General features: G+C 71.4%; 19 protein-coding genes and 1 pseudogene. 11 read left to right on the plus strand and 9 right to left on the minus strand.

What is annotated here, in order from left to right:
• The 3 genes from ABZE72_RS04505 to ABZE72_RS04515 all read left to right on the plus strand — a co-directional run.
• Positions 1-878: acyl-CoA carboxylase subunit beta (locus tag ABZE72_RS04505; RefSeq protein WP_372727825.1), on the plus strand; the 878-nt coding region annotated here is incomplete at its 5' end.
• Positions 875-1,093 (plus strand): acyl-CoA carboxylase subunit epsilon, encoded by a 219-nt coding sequence (locus ABZE72_RS04510; RefSeq protein ID WP_372727826.1) that lies wholly within the window; start codon positions 875-877, stop codon positions 1,091-1,093. The genes ABZE72_RS04505 and ABZE72_RS04510, both read left to right, overlap by 4 nt.
• The gene (locus tag ABZE72_RS04515) at positions 1,090-1,752 is read left to right on the plus strand and encodes a nucleoside triphosphate pyrophosphatase (RefSeq protein ID WP_372727827.1); all 663 of its coding nucleotides are present in this window, start codon (positions 1,090-1,092) and stop codon (positions 1,750-1,752) included. Before ABZE72_RS04510 ends, ABZE72_RS04515 begins: the two co-directional genes overlap by 4 nt.
• Here the strand turns inward: ABZE72_RS04515 and ABZE72_RS04520 are convergent.
• Positions 1,697-2,245: a GtrA family protein gene (locus ABZE72_RS04520; RefSeq protein ID WP_372727828.1), complete on the minus strand. Its 549-nt coding sequence runs from the start codon at positions 2,243-2,245 to the stop codon at positions 1,697-1,699. The two genes, ABZE72_RS04515 and ABZE72_RS04520, sit on opposite strands and share 56 nt — an antisense overlap.
• Positions 2,246-2,301: 56 nt before the next feature.
• Positions 2,302-3,489: an acyl-CoA dehydrogenase family protein gene (locus tag ABZE72_RS04525; protein ID WP_372727829.1), complete on the minus strand. Its 1,188-nt coding sequence runs from the start codon at positions 3,487-3,489 to the stop codon at positions 2,302-2,304.
• 147 nt (positions 3,490-3,636) lie between these two features.
• On the opposite strand from ABZE72_RS04525, the gene ABZE72_RS04530 reads away from it, so the two are divergent.
• The 5 genes from ABZE72_RS04530 to ABZE72_RS04550 all read left to right on the plus strand — a co-directional run bounded on the left by ABZE72_RS04530 (position 3,637) and on the right by ABZE72_RS04550 (position 12,349).
• Positions 3,637-5,409: a biotin carboxylase N-terminal domain-containing protein gene (locus ABZE72_RS04530; RefSeq protein ID WP_372727830.1), complete on the plus strand. Its 1,773-nt coding sequence runs from the start codon at positions 3,637-3,639 to the stop codon at positions 5,407-5,409.
• A complete protein-coding gene (locus ABZE72_RS04535) occupies positions 5,409-5,897 on the plus strand; it encodes a PH domain-containing protein (RefSeq protein WP_372727831.1) in 489 nt (162 codons plus the stop codon). Before ABZE72_RS04530 ends, ABZE72_RS04535 begins: the two co-directional genes overlap by 1 nt.
• Entirely contained in the window at positions 5,894-7,393 is a 1,500-nt protein-coding gene (locus ABZE72_RS04540; protein ID WP_372727832.1) for a PH domain-containing protein, read from the plus strand. The genes ABZE72_RS04535 and ABZE72_RS04540 overlap by 4 nt, the downstream gene beginning before the upstream one ends.
• A 5-nt stretch (positions 7,394-7,398) precedes the next feature.
• Positions 7,399-10,776, plus strand: coding sequence for a pyruvate carboxylase (locus ABZE72_RS04545; protein ID WP_372727833.1), 3,378 nt, complete (start codon positions 7,399-7,401; stop codon positions 10,774-10,776).
• Positions 10,777-10,885: 109 nt separating this feature from the next.
• Positions 10,886-12,349, plus strand: coding sequence for a YdiU family protein (locus ABZE72_RS04550; RefSeq protein WP_372727834.1), 1,464 nt, complete (start codon positions 10,886-10,888; stop codon positions 12,347-12,349).
• A gap of 7 nt (positions 12,350-12,356) precedes the next feature.
• Here the strand turns inward: ABZE72_RS04550 and ABZE72_RS04555 are convergent, their stop codons facing one another.
• The 4 genes from ABZE72_RS04555 to lpdA form a co-directional block, all read right to left on the minus strand.
• On the minus strand, positions 12,357-13,586 hold the full coding sequence (locus tag ABZE72_RS04555) for a SpoIID/LytB domain-containing protein (RefSeq protein ID WP_372727835.1): 1,230 nt from the start codon (positions 13,584-13,586) through the stop codon (positions 12,357-12,359).
• Between the two features lie 127 nt (positions 13,587-13,713).
• The gene (locus tag ABZE72_RS04560) at positions 13,714-14,922 is read right to left on the minus strand and encodes a SpoIID/LytB domain-containing protein (protein ID WP_372727836.1); all 1,209 of its coding nucleotides are present in this window, start codon (positions 14,920-14,922) and stop codon (positions 13,714-13,716) included.
• A gap of 84 nt (positions 14,923-15,006) precedes the next feature.
• A complete protein-coding gene (locus tag ABZE72_RS04565) occupies positions 15,007-16,419 on the minus strand; it encodes an NAD(P)H-quinone dehydrogenase (protein ID WP_372727837.1) in 1,413 nt (470 codons plus the stop codon).
• Positions 16,419-17,822 (minus strand): dihydrolipoyl dehydrogenase, encoded by a 1,404-nt coding sequence (lpdA, locus tag ABZE72_RS04570; RefSeq protein ID WP_372727838.1) that lies wholly within the window; start codon positions 17,820-17,822, stop codon positions 16,419-16,421. The genes ABZE72_RS04565 and lpdA overlap by 1 nt, the downstream gene beginning before the upstream one ends.
• A gap of 85 nt (positions 17,823-17,907) precedes the next feature.
• Here lpdA and ABZE72_RS04575 point away from each other — a divergent pair, with 85 nt between their 5' ends.
• A complete protein-coding gene (locus tag ABZE72_RS04575) occupies positions 17,908-18,360 on the plus strand; it encodes a gamma-glutamylcyclotransferase family protein (RefSeq protein ID WP_372727839.1) in 453 nt (150 codons plus the stop codon).
• Between the two features lie 207 nt (positions 18,361-18,567).
• Here the strand turns inward: ABZE72_RS04575 and ABZE72_RS04580 are convergent.
• From ABZE72_RS04580 to ABZE72_RS04590, 3 genes and pseudogenes are all read right to left on the minus strand, one after another.
• Positions 18,568-18,894: pseudogene (locus tag ABZE72_RS04580) on the minus strand (hypothetical protein); the annotation flags it as partial.
• A gap of 33 nt (positions 18,895-18,927) precedes the next feature.
• Complete coding sequence (locus ABZE72_RS04585; protein WP_372727840.1) at positions 18,928-19,830, minus strand: hypothetical protein; 903 nt, start codon at positions 19,828-19,830, stop codon at positions 18,928-18,930.
• Positions 19,818-20,204 (minus strand): peptidase inhibitor family I36 protein, encoded by a 387-nt coding sequence (locus tag ABZE72_RS04590; RefSeq protein ID WP_372727841.1) that lies wholly within the window; start codon positions 20,202-20,204, stop codon positions 19,818-19,820. The genes ABZE72_RS04585 and ABZE72_RS04590 overlap by 13 nt, the downstream gene beginning before the upstream one ends.
• 328 nt (positions 20,205-20,532) lie before the next feature.
• Between ABZE72_RS04590 and ABZE72_RS04595 the strand changes: the two genes are divergently transcribed.
• Together ABZE72_RS04595 and ABZE72_RS04600 are read left to right on the plus strand one after the other, a co-directional pair.
• Positions 20,533-21,339 (plus strand): purine-nucleoside phosphorylase, encoded by an 807-nt coding sequence (locus ABZE72_RS04595; protein ID WP_372727842.1) that lies wholly within the window; start codon positions 20,533-20,535, stop codon positions 21,337-21,339.
• A gap of 29 nt (positions 21,340-21,368) precedes the next feature.
• The gene (locus ABZE72_RS04600) at positions 21,369-22,184 is read left to right on the plus strand and encodes an NAD-dependent epimerase/dehydratase family protein (RefSeq protein ID WP_372727843.1); all 816 of its coding nucleotides are present in this window, start codon (positions 21,369-21,371) and stop codon (positions 22,182-22,184) included.
• Positions 22,185-22,208: the final 24 nt, after the last annotated feature.

Here is a 22,208-nt window from a genome sequence, read left to right on the forward strand (position 1 = left end):
CCGACGAGGAGGACGCGATCGAGTACGTCAAGGCCCTGCTGAGCTACCTGCCGCAGAACAACCTCGACGAGCCGGTCGCCTACGACGAGCCCGCCGACCTCGAGATCAGCGACCTCGACCGCAGCCTCGACACGCTGATCCCGGACTCGCCGAACCAGCCCTACGACATGCACGACGTGATCACCGCGGTCCTCGACGACGAGGAGTTCCTCGAGGTCATGGAGTTGTACGCACCGAACATCATCATCGGCTACGGCCGGGTCGAGGGCCGCCCCGTCGGCGTCGTCGCCAACCAGCCGATGCAGTTCGCCGGCACCCTCGACATCAACGCCTCCGAGAAGGCAGCCCGGTTCGTGCGGACCTGCGATGCCTTCAACATCCCGGTCATCACGTTCGTCGACGTGCCCGGCATCCTGCCGGGCACCGACCAGGAGTTCAACGGCATCATCCGCCGTGGCGCGAAGCTGATCTACGCCTACGGCGAGGCGACCGTCCCGCTGGTCACCGTCATCACCCGCAAGGCCTACGGCGGCGCCTACGTGGTGATGGGGTCCAAGCACCTCGGCGCCGACATGTGCGTCGCGTGGCCGACCGCCCAGATCGCGGTGATGGGCGCCCAGGGCGCGGCCAACATCGTGCACCGCAAGGAGCTGCTGCAGGTCGAGAAGGACGGCGGGGACGTGGAGGCGCGTCGCGCCGAGCTCGTCGACGAGTACGACACCACGCTGGCCAACCCCTACATCGCGGCCGAGCGGGGCTACATGGACGCGGTCATCGCTCCCCACGAGACCCGTCAGGAGATCGTCCGCTCGCTGCGCCTGCTCCGTTCCAAGCGGGAGATCCTGCCCGCGAAGAAGCACGGGAACATCCCGCTGTGAGCTCCGAGCAGCCGGCCGCCCCGCTGCTGCGGGTCGTCGACTCCGACGCGACGCCGGAGGAGGTGGCCGCCCTGGTGGCGGTCTTCTCCTCCCTCGGCGGCGCCGAGGCACCGGCGCCGACCCCGACGCCCGCCTGGAGCGCGAACCACGCCAAGGTGCGCCCGCACCTGCAGCCGGGCGCAGGCGCCTGGCGGGCGAGCTCGCTGCCTCGATGAGCTCGGGCCAGCAGAGCTCGACCCAGCAGATCCCGGGCCAGAACGATGCAGGCCCCGCGAGCGTGCTCGTCCTCGCCTCGGCCTCGCCGGCGCGACTGGCCACGCTGCGCAGCGCCGGCATCGACCCGGTGGTGATCGTCTCCGGCGTCGACGAGAGCCAGCTGGGCGACCTGCCGCCGGCCGAGCTGGCCCTGCAGCTGGCCGAGCTCAAGTGCGCCACGGTGGCCGCCCGCGACGACGTACCCGAGGGTGCGCTGGTGCTGGGCTGCGACTCGGTGCTCGAGCTGGACGGCCGGGCCTGGGGCAAGCCGCACGACGCCGAGGAGGCCGTCCGGCGGTGGCAGCTGATGCGCGGACGCTCAGGCGTCCTGCACACCGGTCACAGCCTGCGCGAGGCCGGCGAGGGCGGCCGGGTGGTCGCCGCCACCGCATCGACGACCGTCCACTTCGCCGAGGTCGACGACGACGAGATCGCGGCGTACGTCGCCACCGGCGAACCGCTGCACGTCGCGGGGGCCTTCACCGTCGACGGACTCGGTGGCGCCTTCGTGAGGGCCATCGAGGGCGACCACCACAACGTGGTCGGGGTCAGCCTGCCGCTGCTCAGAGAACTGACGGGGGAACTCGGTCGGGCCTGGCCCGCCCTGTGGCGTCGCTGAGGGGTCCGTCCGCCTGCGCCGAGGGGTGCGAGAGCGACCGGTGCGGCACGTGCAGCGGCCGCCGGAAGACGAACGTCCGGTACAGGTAGAACCGCGAGACCAGACCCATCAGCAGGCCGATCACGTTGGCGGCGATGTTGTCCGACAGCGGGTCGTCGAGGCCGAGCACGTTCCGGCTGAACCACAGGCACCCGATCGGCAGCAGCATCGTGACCAGGTTGATCGCGACGAAGGCCAGCCGGCCGCCGTCGGCCTGTCGCGGCGGCCGGTCCCGGAACGCCCAGCTGCGGGTGCCCCGGTAGCTGATCGCCATGCCCACGGTGTTCGCGACCACGTAGGCCACGATGACGTGGTCGTGGAGCAGCGCCATCTGGCCCATGCTGAAGCCGTGGACCAGGGTGTTGAACAGCACGAAGGCCACCACGGTCGCCAGTCCGCCGACGGCGGCAAAGCGGCTCGCCTCGGTGAGCAGGCGCTGCCAGCGGACTCCCATGGCGGCAAGGCTAGCCGTCCGGGGGCCGGCGAGTGCGGACGCGGGCTCCGACGCCGTCACTCGACGGGCAGGCCGAGACCCCGCGCGATCAGCATCCGCTGCACCTCGGAGGTGCCCTCACCGATCTCGAGCACCTTGGCGTCCCGGTAGAACCGGGTCACCGGGTACTCCTCCATGAAGCCGTAGCCGCCGAAGACCTGGGTCGCGATCCTCGTCGCGGTGACCGCGCTCTCGGTGGCGTAGAGCTTGGCAACAGCCGCTGCCTGCTTGAACTCCTTCATCGACGCACCCCGGCCGTCGACCATCGAGTCCTTCATCGCGGCGGCCCGGTAGGTGAGCAGCCGGCTGGCGTGCAGCATGACCTCGATGTCGGAGATCTGGAAGGCCAGTCCCTGCTTGCGGCCGATCGGCCCGCCGAAGGTCTGGCGCTCCCCGGCGTACTGCACCGACATGTCCAGACAGGCCTGGATGCAGCCAACGGCGAGCGCGGCGATCGCCACCCGGCCGTCGTCCAGGGTGGCCAGGAACTGGGCGTAGCCGCGGCCACGCTCCCCCAGCAGGTGGTCGGCCGGGACGCGCGCGTCCTCGAAGCTCAGCGGGTGGGTGTCGGAGGCGTGCCAGCCGAGCTTGTCGTAGGCCTTCTCGGCGGTGAAGCCGGGCGTGCCGGCCGGCACCATGATCGTGCTGATCTCGGGCTTGCCGCCCTCGCGGGTGCCGGTGCGGGCGGTGACCGTGACGACGCTGGTGATCTCGGAGCCGGAGTTGGTGATGAACTGCTTGGACCCGTTGACCACCCACTCGTCGCCGACCAACTCGGCCTTGGTCCGGGTGGCGCCGGCGTCCGACCCGGCGCCCGGCTCGGTGAGCCCGAAGCCGGCGAGCTTCTCGCCCGAGACGAGGTCGGGCAGCCAGGTGTCCTGCTGCTCCTTCGAGCCGAAGGTCAGGATCGGGTTGATGCCCAGGCCGACCGCCGCCTCGAGGGTGATCCCCATCGACTGGTCGACACGGCCGATCTCCTCGATCGCGACACAGAGGCTGGTGAAGTCGCCGTCCTCCCCCGCACCGCCGTACTCCTCGGGCGAGGTGAGGCCGAAGAGCCCGAGCTTGCCCATCTTCTGCACCACGTCGACCGGGAAGTGGTGGTCGCGGTCCCACTGTGCCGCGTGCGGCGCGATCTCGGCCTCCGCGAACTCGCGGACGCTACGACGGAACTCTTCGTGCTCTCGGGACAGCTCGTAGGTCATGGAGCCCATCGTAGCCCGGAGGTTAGCGCTTGTTAACCGACCGTGGGGGTGGGCCGAGGAGCCTGAACGTGAGACCTGGGCGTCTGTCCCGGACGACGGGCGATACCCTGCGTCGCGGAGAACCGTCGTAGAAGACCAGGAGCGCACGTGCCCGAGAACAAGCCCTTGCAGAAGGTCCTGATCGCCAACCGTGGCGAGATCGCTGTGCGCGTGATCCGCGCCTGCAAGGACGCCGGTATCGCGAGTGTCGCGGTGTACGCCGAGCCGGACCGCGACGCGGTCTTCGTGCGGCTGGCCGACGAGGCGCACTCGCTCAACGGCTCCACCCCGGCCGACTCCTACCTCGACATCGAGAAGATCATCGCGGTCGCGCAGAAGACCGGCGCCGACTCGGTGCACCCCGGCTACGGCTTCCTCGCCGAGAACGCCACGTTCGCCCAGGCCGTCCTCGACGCCGGGCTGATCTGGATCGGGCCGCCCCCGGCCGCGATCGACGCCCTCGGCGACAAGGCCAAGGCCAAGCACATCGCCGCGCGCGCCAACGCCCCGTTGGCGCCCGGCACCAAGGACGCGGTCAAGGACGCCGACGAGGTCGTGAAGTTCGCCGAGGAGCACGGTCTCCCGGTGGCGATCAAGGCGGTCTTCGGTGGCGGCGGTCGTGGCCTGAAGGTCGCGCGCACCCTGGAGGAGATCCCGGACCAGTACGAGTCGGCCGTCCGCGAGGCGGTCTCCGCCTTCGGCCGCGGCGAGTGCCTGGTCGAGAAGTTCCTGGACAAGCCCCGCCACGTGGAGACCCAGTGCCTGGCCGACCAGCACGGCAACGTCGTCGTGGTCTCCACCCGCGACTGCTCGCTGCAGCGCCGCCACCAGAAGCTCGTCGAGGAGGCGCCGGCGCCGTTCCTCACCGAGGACCAGATCACCCGCCTCTACGAGTCCTCCAAGGCGATCCTGCGCGAGGCCGACTACGTGGGCGCCGGCACCTGCGAGTTCCTGATCGGCCAGGACGGCACCATCTCGTTCCTCGAGGTGAACACCCGCCTCCAGGTGGAGCACTGCGTCTCCGAGGAGGTCACCGGCATCGACCTGGTCCGGGAGATGTTCCGGATCGCCGCCGGCGAGGAGCTCGGCTACGACGACCCCGAGATCCGCGGCCACTCGATCGAGTACCGGATCAACGCCGAGGACGGCGGACGCAACTTCATGCCCGCCCCCGGCACGCTCACCGCCTGGAGCCCGCCGCAGGGCCCCGGCGTCCGGCTGGACGGCGGCTACGAGAACGGCGAGACGATCCCCGGCGCGTTCGACTCGCTGATCGCCAAGCTGATCGTCACCGGCCGCGACCGCACCCAGGCGCTGGAGCGCTCGCGTCGCGCCCTGGCGGAGTTCGTCGTCGACGGCATGCCCACGGTCATCCCGTTCCACCAGGCCGTGGTCAGCGACCCGGCGTACGTCGGTGACGGCGAGTCGTTCAGCGTCTACACCAGCTGGATCGAGACCGAGTTCGACAACCAGATCGCGCCGTACGCCGGCGACTCGGCCGAGGCCGAGGAGGAGGGCGAGCGCCAGCGGGTGGTCGTCGAGGTCGGCGGCAAGCGGCTCGAGGTCGTCCTCCCCGCCGGGCTCAACACGCTGGCGGCCGGGCCGGCAGCCGGCGCCAAGAAGCCCAAGCGCGCCGCGGGCAAGAAGGCCGGGTCCGCCGCCAGCGGCGACTCCGTCACCAGCCCGATGCAGGGCACGATCGTGAAGATCGCGGTCGAGGAGGGCCAGGCGGTCGCCGAGGGCGACGTCGTGGTCGTGCTCGAGGCGATGAAGATGGAGCAGCCGCTCAAGGCGCACAAGTCCGGCACCGTGACCGGCCTGCAGGCCGAGGTCGGCGCCACCGTCACCAACGGCGCGGTCATCTGCGAGCTCAAGGACTGATGTCCGGCCCCGGGTTGCGCGAACCGAGCCAGCGCGTCAGCCCGCGGGCTCGACTGGTCTGGCTGCTCGAGGCCCTGGTGCACAGCGCCGTCGTCCTGGCGGTGCTGGTCGTGCTCGGCCCGGTGTGGCACGTGCTCGACCTGCCCTGGTGGGTCTTCGCGCTCGTCGGCGGCGTGCTCGCGGCGTACGACGTGGTGGTGCCGCAGTGGCGCTACCTCGTGCACCGCTGGGAGGTCACCGAGACGGCCGTCTACACCCAGACCGGGTGGTGGGCCCGCGAGCGTCGGATCGCCCCGATGTCGCGGATCCAGACCGTCGACTACGTCGAGGGGGCGCTCTCCCGCCTCTTCGGTCTGGCCTCGGTCACCGTCACCACGGCCTCCTCGGCCGGGGCGCTGGAGATCGCCGGGCTCGACAAGCTGCTGGCCCGCCGCCTGGTCGACGAGCTCACCGTGAAGGCGGACGCGGTCGCCGGCGACGCGACATGAGCGCGCTGGACCACGACGAGAGCTGGCAGCGGCTCGACCCGCGGATGCTGCTGGTCCACCCGATCCGGGAGGTGGGCCGCTTCCTGCCCGTGCTGGTCGGCATCTTCATCGCCGGCAACGCCGCCGGTGGCGACGGGACGCCGTGGGAGCTGCTGGGGGTCCTCGTCCCGGTCGCCCTGGGACTGCTGCGCTACCTGACCACCAGCTTCCGCATCGCCGCCGGCCGGATCGAGCTGCGCCGCGGCCTGCTGAACCGGCACGTGCTGTCCACCCCGCTCGACCGGGTGCGCACCGTCGACCTGACCGCCTCGCTGGTCCAGCGGGTGCTCGGGCTGACCACCGTGCGGATCGGCACGGGGACGGCCTCCACCGACGACGACGACCGACTCGACCTGGACGGCCTGCCCACCGACCGCGCCCGGGCGCTGCGTGAGGAACTGCTGCACGCGACGCCGGAGGCCCGCGAGGAGGCGGCCGCGCCGGAGAACGCCCGGGTCCTGCTGCGGTTCGACCCGATGTGGGCGAGGTTCGCGCCGTTCACCGCGGCCGGCCTGCTGCTCGGCCTCGGCGTGCTGGGCGCGGCCTTCCAGCTCCTGGTCACGCTGGGCGGCGGCACCGACGAGCTGCAGACCGGTTCCCTGCTCGACGACGGCGTCTCCCTCGGCTGGTGGATCGGGCTGCTCGCCCTCTCGCTCGCCGGACTGGCGACCGTCGCGGCACTCGCGGTGGTGGGCTACCTGGTCGGCAACTGGGGATTCACCCTGATCCACACCCGGACCGACAACAGCTGGCACCTGCGGCGCGGCCTGCTCACGACGCGGGAGACCAGCCTCGACGCGGACCGGCTCAGCGGGGTCGCGCTGAGCGAACCGATCGGGCTCCGTGCGGTGGGCGGCGCTCACCTGAGCGCCATCGTCACCGGCCTGGACCGCCAGCAGCAGGGCAGTTCGACGCTCGTCCCCTCGGCACCCGTGGGCGTGGTGGCCGGGGCCGCCCGGGACGTCCTGGGTGCCCCCGGACCCGTGGACACGGGGCTGACCGGGCACGGCCCGCGGGCCCGCCTGCGGCGCTACACCCGCGCCCTGGCCGGCGCCTGCGTCGTGGCCGCCGCCGCCCTGCTCCTGGTCGTCCGGGCCGAAGCCCCCGCCTCCCTGCTCGTGCTGGTGGTGCTGGCGCCGCTGCTCGGCGCCGTCCTGGCCGAAGACCGGGCCCGTTCGCTGGGGCACGCCCTGGTCGACGGGTACGTCGTCGCCCGCTCGGGGAGTCTGGAGCGGCGCCGCGAGATGCTGGCGGCCGAGGACGTGATCGGCTGGAACTACCGCGCCACCTTCTTCCAGCGGCGTGCGGGTTTGACCTCGCTGGTCGCCACCACCGCGGGCGGACGCCAGTCGGTCACCGTCCTGGACGTGCCCGAGGGGGCCGGCGTACGGCTCGCGGACGCCGCCGTCCCGGGTTTGGTCAGTCAGTTCCTCGAGGAGCCGACGCTTGTAGGTTGAGGGCCATGTTCTCCAAGGTGCTGGTCGCCAACCGTGGCGAGATCGCGATCCGGGCGTTCCGGGCGGCGTACGAGGTCGGTGCGCGCACGGTCGCCGTCTTCCCGCACGAGGACCGCTGGTCCGAGCACCGACTCCGGGCCGACGAGTCCTACGAGATCGGTGAGCGCGGCCACCCCGTGCGCGCCTACCTCGACCCCGAGGCGATCGTGACGGCGGCGGTGCGGGCCGGCGCCGACGCGGTCTACCCGGGCTACGGCTTCCTCTCCGAGAACCCCGACCTCGCCGAGGCCTGCGCCAACGCCGGGATCACCTTCGTCGGCCCCACCTCCGACGTGCTCAGGCTCACCGGCAACAAGGCGCGGGCGATCGCGGCCGCCAAGGCCGCCGGGGTGCCGACCCTGGCCTCGGTGGAGCCGGGCACCGACGTGGACGCCCTCGTCGAGGCCTGTGCCGCCCTGCCCTACCCGCTCTTCGTCAAGGCCGTGGCCGGCGGTGGCGGACGCGGGATGCGACGCGTCGACGAGCCCGGCGACCTGCGCGAGGCGATCGAGACCTGCATGCGCGAGGGCGAGGGCGCCTTCGGCGACCCCACGGTCTTCGTGGAGCAGGCCGTGGTCGACCCGCGCCACATCGAGGTGCAGATCCTGGCCGACGGCGCCGGCAACGTGATTCACCTCTTCGAGCGCGACTGCTCGGTGCAGCGCCGCCACCAGAAGGTCGTCGAGATCGCGCCCGCACCCAACCTCGACCCGGAGATCCGGGAGCGGATGTGCGCCGACGCGGTGCGCTTCGCGAGCGAGATCGGCTACCGCAACGCGGGCACGGTGGAGTTCCTGCTCGACCCGGACGGGAACTACGTCTTCATCGAGATGAACCCCCGCATCCAGGTCGAGCACACGGTCACCGAGGAGATCACCGACGTCGACCTCGTCCAGTCCCAGCTCCGGATCGCGGCCGGCGAGACCCTCGCGGACCTCGGTCTGAGCCAGGAGTCGATCGTGATCCGCGGCGCCGCGCTGCAGTGCCGGATCACCACCGAGGACCCCGCCAACGGCTTCCGTCCCGACACCGGCAAGATCACGACGTACCGCTCCCCCGGCGGCGCCGGCGTCCGCATCGACGGCGGGACGACGTACACGGGCGCCGAGGTCTCGGCGCACTTCGACTCCCTGCTGGCCAAGCTCACCTGCCGTGGCCGCACCTTCGACAAGGCCGTGGAGAAGGCGCGTCGGGCGGTGGCCGAGTTCCGGATCCGGGGCGTCTCCACCAACATCGCCTTCCTCCAGGCGGTCCTCGACGACCCGGACTTCGCGAGCGGGCAGATCACCACCGCGTTCATCGAGACGCACCCGCACCTGATGGCCGCGCGCGGTGCGGGCGACCGGGGCAGCAAGCTGCTGACCTACCTGGCCGACGTGACCGTCAACCAGCCGCACGGCTCCGCACCGGTCAGCATCGACCCCGCGAGCAAGCTGCCGCCGCTGAGCCTGGCCGTGCCGGCCCCCGACGGCAGCCGACAGTTGTTGCTCGACGTCGGCCCCGAGGAGTTCGCGCGCCGACTGCGCCGGCAGGACCGGGTCGCGGTGACCGACACGACCTTCCGCGACGCCCACCAGTCGCTGCTCGCCACCCGGGTTCGGACCAAGGACCTGCTCACCGTCGCCGGGCACGTCGCCCGGACCACGCCGCAGCTGTGGTCCCTGGAGGCCTGGGGCGGCGCGACCTACGACGTGGCGCTGCGCTTCCTCTCCGAGGACCCCTGGGAGCGGCTGGCCACGCTGCGTCAGGCGGTGCCGAACATCTGCCTGCAGATGCTGCTGCGCGGGCGCAACACGGTCGGCTACACGCCGTACCCGACCGAGGTGACCAACGCCTTCGTGGCCGAGGCGGCCGCCACCGGCATCGATGTCTTCCGGATCTTCGACGCGCTCAACGACGTCGAGCAGATGCGCCCGGCCATCGAGGCGGTCCGGGCGACCGGGACCACGGTCGCCGAGGTGGCGCTCTGCTACACCGGCGACCTCTCCGACCCCGCCGAGACGCTCTACACGCTGGACTACTACCTCGAGCTGGCCGACCGGATCGTCGACGCCGGCGCCCACGTCCTGGCGATCAAGGACATGGCCGGCCTGCTGCGCGCCCCGGCCGCCCGGACGCTCGTCACGGCGCTGCGGGAGCGGTTCGACCTGCCGGTGCACCTGCACACCCACGACACCCCCGGCGGCCAGCTCGCCACCCTGCTGGCCGCGATCGACGCCGGCGTGGACGCCGTGGACGCCGCGACCGCGCCGATGGCCGGCACGACCTCGCAGCCGCCGCTGTCGGCCCTGGTCAGCGCCACCGACCACTCCGCCCGCGAGACCGGGCTGTCGCTGGCGGCGGTCTGCGCCCTCGAGCCCTACTGGGAGGCGACCCGGCGGGTGTACGCGCCGTTCGAGTCGGGGCTGCCGTCGCCGACCGGGCGGGTCTACACCCACGAGATCCCCGGCGGCCAGCTCTCCAACCTGCGCCAGCAGGCGATCGCGCTGGGCCTGGGCGAGAAGTTCGAGCAGATCGAGGACATGTACGCCGCCGCGAACGACATCCTCGGCCATCTCGTGAAGGTCACCCCCTCCTCCAAGGTGGTCGGCGACCTCGCCCTGCACCTGGTGGCGGCCGGTGCCGACGCGGCGCAGTTCGCCGAGGACCCGGCCTCCTTCGACATCCCGGACTCGGTGATCGGCTTCCTCAACGGCGAGCTCGGTGACCCGCCCGGCGGCTGGCCGGAGCCGTTCCGCACCAAGGCGCTCGAGGGCCGCTCCTGGCAGCCGGCGCACGCCGAGCTCACCGACGAGCAGCGCGAGTCGTTGCGCACCCACCCCCGGCGCACTCTCAACGAGCTGCTCTTCCCCGGGCCGACCCGGGAGTTCAACGAAGCGCGCGAGCGGTACGGCGACATCTCGGTGCTCTCCACCCTCGACTACCTCTACGGCCTCCAGCAGGGCGAGGAGCACGAGGTCGAGATCGCCGAGGGCAAGACCCTGATCCTGGGCGTGCAGGCGATCAGCGACGCTGACGAGCGCGGCTATCGGACCGTGATGGCCACCATCAACGGCCAGCTCCGCCCGATCAGCGTGCGCGACCGGAACGTCGCGGCCGAGGTGGCGGCAGCCGAGAAGGCGGACCCCGCCCAGCCCGGGCAGGTGGCCGCGCCGTTCCAGGGGGTCGTCACGATCGCGGTCGAGGAGGGCGCGCAGGTGGCGGCCGGGGACACCGTCGCGACGATCGAGGCGATGAAGATGGAGGCCTCGATCACCGCACCCGTCGCCGGCACCGTCCAGCGGCTCGCGCTCACCGGGACCCAGGCCGTCGAGGGCGGCGACCTGGTGCTGGTACTCGGCTGAGCACCCGCCCCTTCCGCTGTAACGCGGGGTTATCGTCGCTGAACACGCCCCCGGGGGTGTCCTCAGCGTCAACAACACCGCGTCACAGCCAGGGTCGTAGGCTCGTGGGGTGAGCGTCGTACCCCCGCCCGTGATCCGCCTGGACAACCGCTTCGCGCGGGAGCTCGGGGAATTGGCCGTGCCCTGGCAGGCGGCGGAGGCTCCCGAGCCCCGACTGCTCGCGCTGAACGAGGAGCTGGCGGCCGAGCTGGGCCTCGATCCGCAGTGGCTGCGCGGGCCCGACGGCCTGGGGCTGCTGCTGGGCACGGGCGTGCCCGAGGGCGCGACCCCGGTCGCGCAGGCGTACGCCGGGCACCAGTTCGGCGGCTTCTCCCCCCGACTGGGTGACGGCCGGGCGCTGCTGCTGGGCGAGCTGACCGACACTCGGGGGCGACTCGTCGACCTGCACCTCAAGGGGTCGGGACGTACGCCGTTCGCCCGCGGCGGCGACGGGCTCGCGGCCGTCGGCCCGATGCTGCGCGAGTACGTGATCAGCGAGGCGATGCATGCCCTCGGCATCCCGACCACGCGCTCGCTGGCCGTGGTGGCCACCGGTCGACCGGTACGGCGCGAAACGGTGCTGCCGGGAGCGGTGCTGGCCCGGGTGGCCGGCAGTCACCTGCGGGTGGGCAGCTTCCAGTACGTCGCCGCCACCGGCGATCTCGACCTGCTGCGCCGACTCACCGACCACGCGATCGCCCGCCACCACCCGGAGGCCGCGACCGCCGAGGTGCCGGCCCTGGCTCTCTTCGAGGCGGTCGTCGCCGACCAGGCCTCGCTGGTGGCCCGATGGATGCTCGTCGGCTTCGTGCACGGCGTGATGAACACCGACAACATGACGATCTCGGGCGAGACGATCGACTACGGTCCCTGTGCCTTCATGGAGGCCTTCGACCCGGCCACGGTCTTCAGCTCCATCGACGAGGGCGGTCGCTACGCCTACGGCAACCAGCCGGTCGTGGCGCAGTGGAACCTGGCCCGCCTCGCGGAGGCACTGCTGCCGCTGATCAACGACGACCAGGAGCGGGCGATCGAGCTGGCCGTACAGGCGCTGGGCGGCTTCGGGCGGATCCACGCCGCTGCCTGGAGCGACGGGATGCGCGCGAAGCTCGGCCTCCCGCAGGGACTCGAGGCGGCGGTCGTCGGTTCGCTGGTCTCCGACCTGCTGGCCCTGCTGCAGGAGAGCCACGTGGACTTCACGACGTTCTTCCGGGCGCTGGCCGCAGCCGCCCGCGGTGACGCGGAGCCGGCGCGGGGGCTCTTCCTCGACCTGGCCGGCTTCGACGCGTGGCGGGAGCGTTGGGCGGCCCTCGAGCCGGACGCCGACGCGATGGACCGGGTCAATCCCGTCCACATCCCGCGCAACCACCTGGTGGAGGAGGCGCTGACCGCCGCCACCGAGGGCGACCTGGGCCCCGTCGAACGACTCGTCGAGGTGGTGCGGTCGCCGTACCGGCCCCGCCCCGGCTGGGAGCGGTACGCCGCACCGGCGCCCGCCGACTTCGGCGCCTACCGCACCTTCTGCGGGACCTGAGCCCCGGTCAGCGTCGCTCGGTGACCTTGAACGTCACCCAGGTCGAGCGCAGCCCGAGGACCGATCGGAACGTGTCCCCGCTGACGGTGACCCGCCCGCGGCTCCCGATGATCGTGACCTCACGCAGCCGGCCGCCCCACTCGCCGTTGCCGTCGCGACGCACCACCACGATCTGCTCCAGGTCGCCGATCGTCGACCAGGCGCTCTCCAACCGGGTGTCCATCAGCTTCACCGACCAGGTGTGGACGGGGTTGCCGGGGTGGTCGTCGTACGGGTCCTCGCGGGCGGGCAGGTAGCTGAACGACCCGGCCGAGGTCCAGCCGCCGCTGCTCGCACTGAACTGGGTGAACGCCGGCTTGCCGTCGGCCGTCAGGGCCAGCCGCTTGGTGGCCTTCACGGCCTCGTTCGAGGCCGGGTGCTCCGCGTCGTACCCGCCGTACACCTGGCAGGAGGAGGTGTCGCAGAGCTGGTAGTGCTTCGCGCGCGGGTGGTCGCGTTCGAAGCTGGCGTAGGTGCGGGCGGCCACCGCCTGGGCACGGACCGCCTCGGGGTGCCAGAGCGCCGGCATCTCGAGCGGGACGACGCCCTTGAGGTAGTGCTCGAGCGAGAGCACGTTGACCGTGTCCCGGGCGCGCGAGCCTTCGCTGGGCGCCGCTGCGCGCAGCCGCCCACGGTAGGTCCGCTCGCCGTACGGCGTGACGAGGGTGATCGGGCGTCCCTTGGCGAAGAACTCGCCCTCCCCCTCGAGCGTGGCGTACCGACGCCAGCGGTCGGTGCGGTAGGCCACCCGGTTCTCACCGTTGCGGGCGACCGTGATCCGCCACTGCTCCGCCCCGTTGTCCGGCAGGAGCGTGCGCCCCCGTACGGCCGTGTCCCGCAGGCTCAGGTCGGGTCGGGCCAGGACGACCACGTCGTCGGTGGTGTCGGCGGAGATCATCACGCTGACCCGGCCCTCGGCCTGCCCCCAGGTCGTGCCCGGGTAGTAGAAGTCGATGATGTCGCGATGGGTGAGGCCCGAGCGGGCGGCACCCTGGGCGCCGTACTGCGACATGCCGTGGCCGTGGCCGAAGCCGTGACCGGTGATGGTGACCCAGGCCCGGTCGGGCACGCTCCACCGGTCCGCCTTCCCGGCGTTGGCCGGAGCGGCACCGAGGACCGAGGAGGCGGCGAGGAGTGCCGTCAGCGCGGTCGTCCCGAGGGCGCGAAGGCGCGGGGCGGCGTACGGGGGCTGCGGCATGCGGGGGGCTCCGGGGGGATGCGGAAGTGGTGCTTGGGACGGATGTGACACCGCATCGCATCACGCTCGGAAGGGAGCTGCAAGGAAAGTGGTTGAACTACAAATCTGTAATTTGCGTGCCCGGGTCCTAGCTGACCCGGAAGGTGAACCACGAGGAACGCAGGCCGAAGCGCAGCCGGAAGGTGTCGCCGGAGACGGTGACCGAACCGTCCTCACCTGTGAGCGTCATCTCCTCGACGCGACCGTTCCAGTCGCCGTTGCCGTCGCGACGGTTCACCCGGATCCGGGTCAGGTTGCCGATGCCCGGCCACTGCGCCTCGATCTCCTCGTCGCTCAGCGCGACCCGCCACGCGTGGTGCGGATTGCCCTTCCACCGGTCGTAGGGGTCCTCCTTGGCCTTCAGGTAGCTGAACGCACCCGCCGAGGTCCACCCACCGCTGCTGGCCGAGAACTGCGCGAAGATCGGTCGGCCGCCCTTGGTCAGCACCTGCTTCCGCGTTGCCCGGACGGCGGCGTTCGAGGCCGAGTGCTCGGCGGAGTGGCCGCCGTACACCTGGCAGTGTGCGGTGTCGCAGATCTGGTAGTGCCGCGAGGGCGCGGCGGCGCGCTCGAAGGCCGCGTACGTGCGCGCAGCGATCGCCTGGGCGCGGACGGCGTGCCGGTGCCACAGGGCCGGCACCTCCAGCGGGACGACGCCGCGCAGGTAGCTCTCCAGGCTCAGGATGTTCACCGTGTCCCGATCGCGGCCCCGACCCGCGACCGAGGCCGAGCGCAGGATGCCGCGGTAGCGCCGGGCGCCGGCCGGGGTCTGCAGCGTGATCGGCTTCCCGCCGGCCGCGAACTCCGCGTCTCCGGGCACCGTGCGCCAGGTGTGCCACCGCTTGGTCCGGTAGGCGATGATGCTGCGGCCACGGGCGGCCGGCGTGATCCGCCACCGGTTCGCCCGGGGAGCGACCCGGGTGAGCGGCCAGGCACGTCGAGCGCCGAGACTGCGGAGCGTCAACCCCGAGCGGGCCCGCACCACGACGTCACGGGTGGTGTCCGCGGTCAGCAGCACCTTCACCGTGCCGCCGGCCCTGCCCCACCTCGTCCCGGGGTAGTAGAAGCGAACGATCTGGCGGTAGGTCTTCCCGAGCCCGGCAGCCCGCTGGGCGCCGTACTGGGAGAGCCCGTGGCCGTGGCCGTAGCCGTGCCCGCGCACGGTGACCGTGGCGTCCCGGGGAACGTCCCAGGCGTTGGCCGCGGAGGCTGGAACGGCGGGCAGGACCAGGGCCCCCAGCGCGAGCACGATCGAGCAGATCAGGGCACGCCGAGGGGCAGGTGGAACAGCGGACATCGAAGGCTCCCGAGGTGGACGAACCCCGATCCGAACACGAGCCACGCGCCGGGGCAACCCCACGACGCGATCCACAGCAGAACCTCAGACGCGGTGCAGGCGCCGCGCGGCTTCGGCGATCGAGCCGCTCATCGACGGGTACACCGTGAACGCCTGGGCCAGCTGGTCGGCGGTCAGCGACTCGGCGACCGCGATCGAGACCGGGTGGATCAGCTCGCTGGCCCGCGGTCCGACCACCACTCCCCCGACGACGATGCCGGTGCCGGGACGGCAGAAGAGCTTGACGAAGCCGTCGTGCACACCCTGCATCTTCGCCCGGGCGTTGCCCGACATCCGCAGCATCACGGTCTCGGCCTGCATCTCGCCGTCGTCGATCGACTGCTGCGACCAGCCGACGGTGGCGATCTCGGGGGCGGTGAAGACGTTCGAGGAGACCTTCTTCAGGTCCAGCGGTCGCACCGTGTCCCCGAGGAAGTGCCACATCGCGATCCGGCCCTGCATGGCCGCCACGCTGGCCAGCATCAGGACACCGGTGCAGTCGCCCGCGGCGTACACGCCCCGCGCCGACGTACGCGAGACGCGGTCGACGTAGATGAAACCGCCGTCGTTCACCATCACGCCGGCGTCCTCGAGCCCGAGGTCGGCGGTCTTCGGCACCGAGCCGAGCGCCAGGATGCAGTGCGAGCCCTGCACCGACCGACCGTCGGTCAAGGTGACGGTGACGGTGTCGCCGTCCCGCGTCACCGACTCCATCCGGGACTTCGAGAGCAGCTTCATGCCGCGTCGGGTGGAGACCTCCTCGAGTACGGCGGCCGCCTCCGCGTCCTCGCTCGGGAGCACCCGGTCGCGTGAGGAGACCAGGGTGACATCGACGCCCAGGGCCAGGTAGGCACTGGCGAACTCGGCGCCGGTGACCCCCGAGCCGACCACGATCAGCTTCTCGGGGGTCTCATCGAGGTCGTAGACCTGCTCCCAGGTCAGGATCCGCTCACCGTCGGGCTGGGCGGTCGGCAGGGTGCGCGGGGCGGCACCCGTCGCGATCAGGACGGCGTCGGCCGGCAGCGTCTGCTCGGTGCCGTGGGGCAGCGTGGCGATCACCCGGTGCGGGCCGTCGAGACGACCGCGACCGGCCACCACCGTGACGCCTTCGCGCGCGAGCCGCCGTTCGATGTCGCCCGACTGGTCGGCCGCGAGCTGCTTGACCCGGGCGTTGACGCGGGCCAGGTCGACCGACAGCGACGTGGCCGCGTCACCGGCCTGGTCGCGGAAGTTCACGCCGAGCTCGGCCGCGCCGGCGACCTCGATCATCAGCTCGGCCGTGGCGATCAGCGTCTTGCTGGGCACGCAGTCGGTGAGGACGGCGGAACCGCCGATCCCGTCGGAGTCGACGACCGTGACCTGCGCACCGAGCTGAGCGGCCACCAGGGCCGACTCGTAGCCACCAGGGCCGCCACCGATGATGACGACGCGTTCGCCGTTCGCGCTGGGAGCGGCCATCAGAAGTTGATCATGTGACCGGTGATGCCGTGGACGGCTTCCTTCACGGCCTCGGAGAGGGTCGGGTGCGCGAAGATGTTGCGCGACATCTCGTCCGCGGTCAGGTCCCACTGCTGGGCCAGGGTCAGCGCCGGCAGCATCTCGGTGACCTCGGGCCCGATCATGTGGGCGCCGATGATCTCGTTGTGCTCGGCGTCGGCCACCACCTTCACGAAGCCGACCGCGTCGCCGAGGCCCTGCGCCTTGCCGTTGGCCGAGAACGGGAACGTCGCGGTCTTGACGTCGTACCCCTTCTCCTTGGCCTGGGCCTCGGAGTAGCCGAAGGAGCCGATCTGCGGCTGGCAGAAGGTGGCCCGGGGGATCATGTCGAAGTCGATCTCCTGGGTCTCCGCCCCGGCGATCGTCTCGGCGGCCACGATCCCCATCGCCTCGGCGGCGTGGGCCAGCATCATCTTGGCGGTGACGTCGCCGATGGCCCAGATGCCCTCGACGTTCGTGCGGCCGCGCTCGTCGACCGCGATCGCGCCCCGCTCGGTCAGCTCGACGCCCGCTGCCTCGAGGCCGTAGCCCTCGACGCGGGGGGCGAAGCCGATGGCCTGGAGGACCTTGTCGGTCTCGAGGACCTCTTCCTTGCCGTCCTTGCTGACGGTGACCTTGACCTTGTCGCCACTGTCGTCGATGCCCTCGACCTTGGTCGAGAGCATGACCTTCACGCCGAGCTTCTTGTAGTGCTTGAGCAGCTCCTTGGACACGTCGGCGTCCTCGGTGGGCACCATCCGGTCGAGGAACTCCACGATCGTCACGTCGACGCCGAAGTTCTTCATCACGTAGGCGAACTCGACACCGATCGCGCCGGAGCCGGCGATGACGATCGAGCCGGGCAGCGTCTCGTCGAGGATCTGCTCCTCGTAGGTGACCACACGCTCGCTCAGCTTCGTGCCCGGGATCAGCCGGGTCTTGGCGCCGGCGGCGATGATCAGGTTGTCGCAGGTGTAGGTGGTGGTGTTGCCGTCCTTGTCCTTCACCTCGACGGCCTGCTTGCCGTCCTGGGCGCCGAGGAGGGTGCCCCACCCGTCGATCTCGGCGATCTTGTTCTTCTTCATCAGGAAGTGGACGCCCTTGACGATCCCGGCGGACACCTGACGGCTGCGCTTGTGGGTCGGGCCGTAGGACATCGTGGCGTCACCCTCGATGCCGAACTTGTCCTTCTCGTGCGTCAGCAGGTGCGCCAGCTCGGCGTTGCGGAGCAGCGCCTTGGACGGGATGCAGCCCACGTTGAGGCAGACACCGCCCCAGTACTTCTCCTCGATGACGGCTGCTGTCTGGCCCAGCTGAGCGGCTCGAATCGCCGCCACATAACCACCGGGGCCAGCACCAAGAACGAGAACGTTGTAGTGGGTCACGGCGGTCAGCCTATGAGTTGGACGCGCCGCTGACCAAGACAGGGGAGCACGCCGGTCGACGCCGACAGGGACTAACCTGCAACGCGTGACGCTCTACGCCGCCTACGGGACGAACCTTGATCCGGCGCGCATGGGCGACCGCTGCCCCCACTCGCCGCTGCGTACGACCGGATGGCTGCAGGGGTGGCGCCTGACGTTCGGCGGCGAGGAGCATGGTTGGGACGGCGCACTCTGCACCATCGTCGAGGACCCGATCGAGCAGGTCTTCGTGGCGGTGTACGACGTGACGCGGGAGGACGAGGTGCTCCTCGACTCCCTCGAGCAGGCCGACTCCGGCCTCTACCGCAAGACCAAGGTGCGGGTGGCGACCCTCACCGGTGAACAGGTGGTGTGGACGTACGTGCTCGACGCCTTCGAGGGCGGGCTGCCCTCGGCGATGTACCTGGGCATCCTGGCCAACGCGGCCGAGGCGGCCGACGCTCCGGTGGACTACGTGGCCGCGTTGCGGCGGCGGCCCTGCCGCTCGATCGGGTTGTAGGTGGGTGTCGGGATCCCCGGATATCCGGGGATCCCTGCGCTTCCAGGCCGTTGCAACACCCGATAAGCGCCAACTTCCCCGGATATCCGGGGATCCCCACACCCCTCGCCGCCCCACATTCGGGGCGGCCGCTCGACGTACCCCGCAGCTTGCTCGAGCTGTCGCGGCCTCCTGCTCCTCCAGATGGCAGCACGACTCGACGTTGTTGCCGTCGGGGTCCCGGACGAAGGCGCCGTCGTAGTTGGCGTGGTATTCCGGGAAGAGCCGTGGCTCGTGCAGCACCTCGGCCCCGGTCGCGGTGGCAGCATCGAAGAAGGCCCGCACCGCGGCACGGCCCTGGGCGACGAACCCGACGTGGATCTCCCGGTTGGGTCCCGACGCCGGACCTTCGTCCGGTTGGGCACCGATCCAGAAGTCCGGGCTCTGCGCGTCGTACCCGATGGCCACGCCGTGGTCGATGATGCGCATGGATCCCCGGATATCCGGGGAATCCTGCGCTTCCAGGCCATTGCAATGCCATGGAAGCGCCAACATCCCCGGATATCCGGGGAATCCGACACCCCCACCTCACCCCCTCGCCAGTACGGCGGCCGCCCGCCGCTCGGCCCCGCGCCGGGCCGCGGCCAGCTCCACGAGGTGCTCACCGATCCCGCCCGTCAGCGCTGCCACCAACGCAGCCGCGTGCGTGCGGTAGGTGTCTCGGTACCCGCTCGCCCGGTCGCAGTCGGCATCAGCCTGCGCGACGACCGCCTCGCGATCGGCCATCTCCGGCGTCGGCCCGTGCTCTGCGTACTCGGTGCGCAGCGTGTCGATCGCGTGGTGGGGTGAGCTGGCGGCGACGCCGCGCTCACGCATGCAGTCCACCCACGCCCCCAGCGCCTGGCGCACCGGGGCCTGCGCCCCCGCCTCCTCGGCCACATCACTGCGGAACGCGCCGATCTCGGTGTCCACCCGCGCCGCACGCAGCGACGACCCGTAGAGCTCGCGCTTGGCCGCGGCCAGGCAGCCCCGGGTCGGGAACTGCGCTTCGATGCCCGTGGGCAGCGTCAGCGAACCCTGCCGCCCGGCCGGGCCGTACAGGTCGCGCTGCCAGGCGTCGGCCCGGCGCGGGGACGGCGGCGGCACCTCGCGCTGGGCCTTCGCGTCGGCCAGCAGCCCGTAGCTGTCGTCGTCGGCCAGCACCGTCGGGGTCGTGGCGGCTGCCCCGGGCCGCAGCAGCGAGTACGGCGGCGCCGGGTAGTCGTGGCCACGGTCGGCCAGGCAGTCTCCGACCAGGACCTCCTCGGCCACCCGGATCCGCACCGAGTCGGCGACCCACCCGGCGTCCGGGAAGAGCATCGTGTCGACGTCCGGTGGCAGCGCGGTCGCCCCGACCGGCCCGGTGGCCGGGTGCGCAGTGCACCCGGCCACCAGGAACGTGCCCGCCACGAGGACGTGGCCCAGGCGTCGACGAGCTGTCAGCAGTTCCACGACCACTTGTTCGAGCTGATCCGGTCGTTGAAGTTCTGGTTCGCCAGGTTGAGGTAGCTGTAGCCCTTGGGCAGGCACAGCCAGTCACCGGTGTAGCTCGAGTGCTGGTAGAGGTAGACACCCATCCCGCTCGTGCCGTTGTTCTGCACGGAGCTGGCCACGTCGTTCCAGGTGCCACCGGTGGACTTGGGGAAGTCCTTCCAGTTGGCGTTGTCGCCGCCGAACGACGCCATCGCGCCGGTCTTGTTCGCCGCCTCCCAGGCACACAGGTTGCCGCTGCCACAGGCGGCCTGGGCCGCACCACCGGTCGCCACCAGGCCGGTCAGGGCCATCAGCGGCGCCACGGCGCCGATCAACATCGTGCGAATCTTCATGGTGCACCTTTCGTCGAGCGGCCCACCCCATGCGGGTCGCTGGCTCTCGGGTCGCAGAAATGCGCGCACATTCAATAATTCAGGGAATTGAATGTCGACGCGAAGAACTGCTCCCCGATCGATGGCGAAAGGGACACCCGAGATGCCGAGAACGCTATTTCCTCGGGAAATGCCCAGCAAGAAGCACAATGACGAACCTCAGGAGAATTCGGTGCAGGTGTCGCCGTTGACGAATTCCTGCGCCAACCGGTAACCGACCCGGCCCCCGTCGCCGGAGCCCCGGCGACAGTTCGGCTCGCCCCGGCACCCGGGACTAGAGTTCGCCCACGTGACGGAGAACCAGCAGACCACCGCCCAGCAGGCCGCCCGCGCCGCCGAGAAGCTCGCCGAACTCACCGGCGTCGAGCGCCACGACATCGCCCTCGTCCTCGGCTCGGGCTGGCTCCCTGCCGTGGACGCCCTCGGCGAGGCGACGGCGGAGATCGACACCACCGACCTCCCGGGGTTCTCCGCCGCTGCCGTCGCCGGCCACTCCGGCAAGATCCGTTCGGTCCGCGCCGGCGACCAGAACCTGCTCGTGTTCCTGAGCCGCACCCACTTCTACGAGGGTCGCGGCGTCGCCGCGGTGTGCCACGGCGTACGCACGGCCGCCGCGGCCGGCTGCCGGGCGATCGTGCTGACCAACGGCTGCGGCGGCCTCAACGAGGCCTGGCAGCCCGGCACCCCGGTGCTGATCAAGGACCACATCAACCTCACCGCGACCAGCCCGATCGAGGGCGCGAACTTCGTGGACCTGACCGACCTCTACTCCAGCCGGCTGCGCACGCTGTGCCGCGAGATCGACCCCAGCCTCGACGAGGGCGTCTACGTCCAGTTCCCCGGGCCGCACTACGAGACCCCGGCGGAGATCGGCATGGTCCGCGCCATCGGCGGCGACCTCGTCGGGATGAGCACCACGCTGGAGGCGATCGCCGCCCGCGAGGCCGGCATGGAGGTGCTGGGCATCAGCCTGGTCACCAACCTGGCGGCCGGCATCAGTGGCGAGCCGCTCAACCACGCCGAGGTCCTCGAGGCCGGCAAGGCCGCCGCCAGCCGGATGGGCGAACTGCTCGGCCGGATCGTCCCGGCGATCTGACGCCACGGCACGCGGGTAGCGTGCGTGCGGTGAAGATCCTCCTCACCGGCGCAGCCGGCAGCATCGGCCGAGTGCTCATCCCCGGCCTGACCGATCGCGGCCACCAGGTCGTCGCCCTCGACCGGGTGCCCGTGCCGGACGGCTTCGACGGCGTCTGGCACACGGTCGACTGTGCCGACCCCGACGCGGTCGCGGCCGCCCTCGACGAGCAACCGCTCGACGCGGTCGTCCATCTCGCCGGCCACCCCGGGGAGGCGAGCCTGCCGGAATCGCTGACCTCGCACGTGGTGACGACCGCGGCCCTGCTCGACGCCATGGTCGAGCAGCAGATCCCCCGGATCGTCTACGCGAGTTCCAACCACGCCGTCGGGCGCACCCCCCGCGTCGAGAGCCTCGGCGAGGACCTCGGCGTCCTGACGCGACCGCGCCCCGACACGTTCTACGGTGTCGGCAAGGTCGCGGCCGAGGCGCTGCTCAGCCTCTACGTCGACCGCCACGGCCTCGACGCCGTTTCCTGCCGGATCGGATCGTTCCTGCCTGAGCCGGAGACCGTCCGCCACCTGTCCACCTGGCTGTCCCACGACGACTGCGTGCGCATGGTGGAGGCGAGCCTGACCACGACCGCGCCCGGTTACGCGGTGCTCTACGGCATCTCCGCCAACACCCGAGCCTGGTGGGACCTCGCCGCCGGTCGCGCCCTCGGCTACGAGCCACGGGACAACGCCGAGGAGTTCGCCACCCGCGTCCCGGACCGCCCGCAGGACGAGGCCGAGGCGGCCTTCGTCGGGGGGCCCTTCGCGGGCGAGGCCTTCTACCGACCAGCCCTGGACCGCGCCAGCGTGTGAACTCGCCGCAGCGGGGCACGGTTC

Source organism: Nocardioides sp., assembly GCF_041600255.1.
Classification (GTDB): Bacteria; Actinomycetota; Actinomycetes; order Propionibacteriales; family Nocardioidaceae; genus Nocardioides.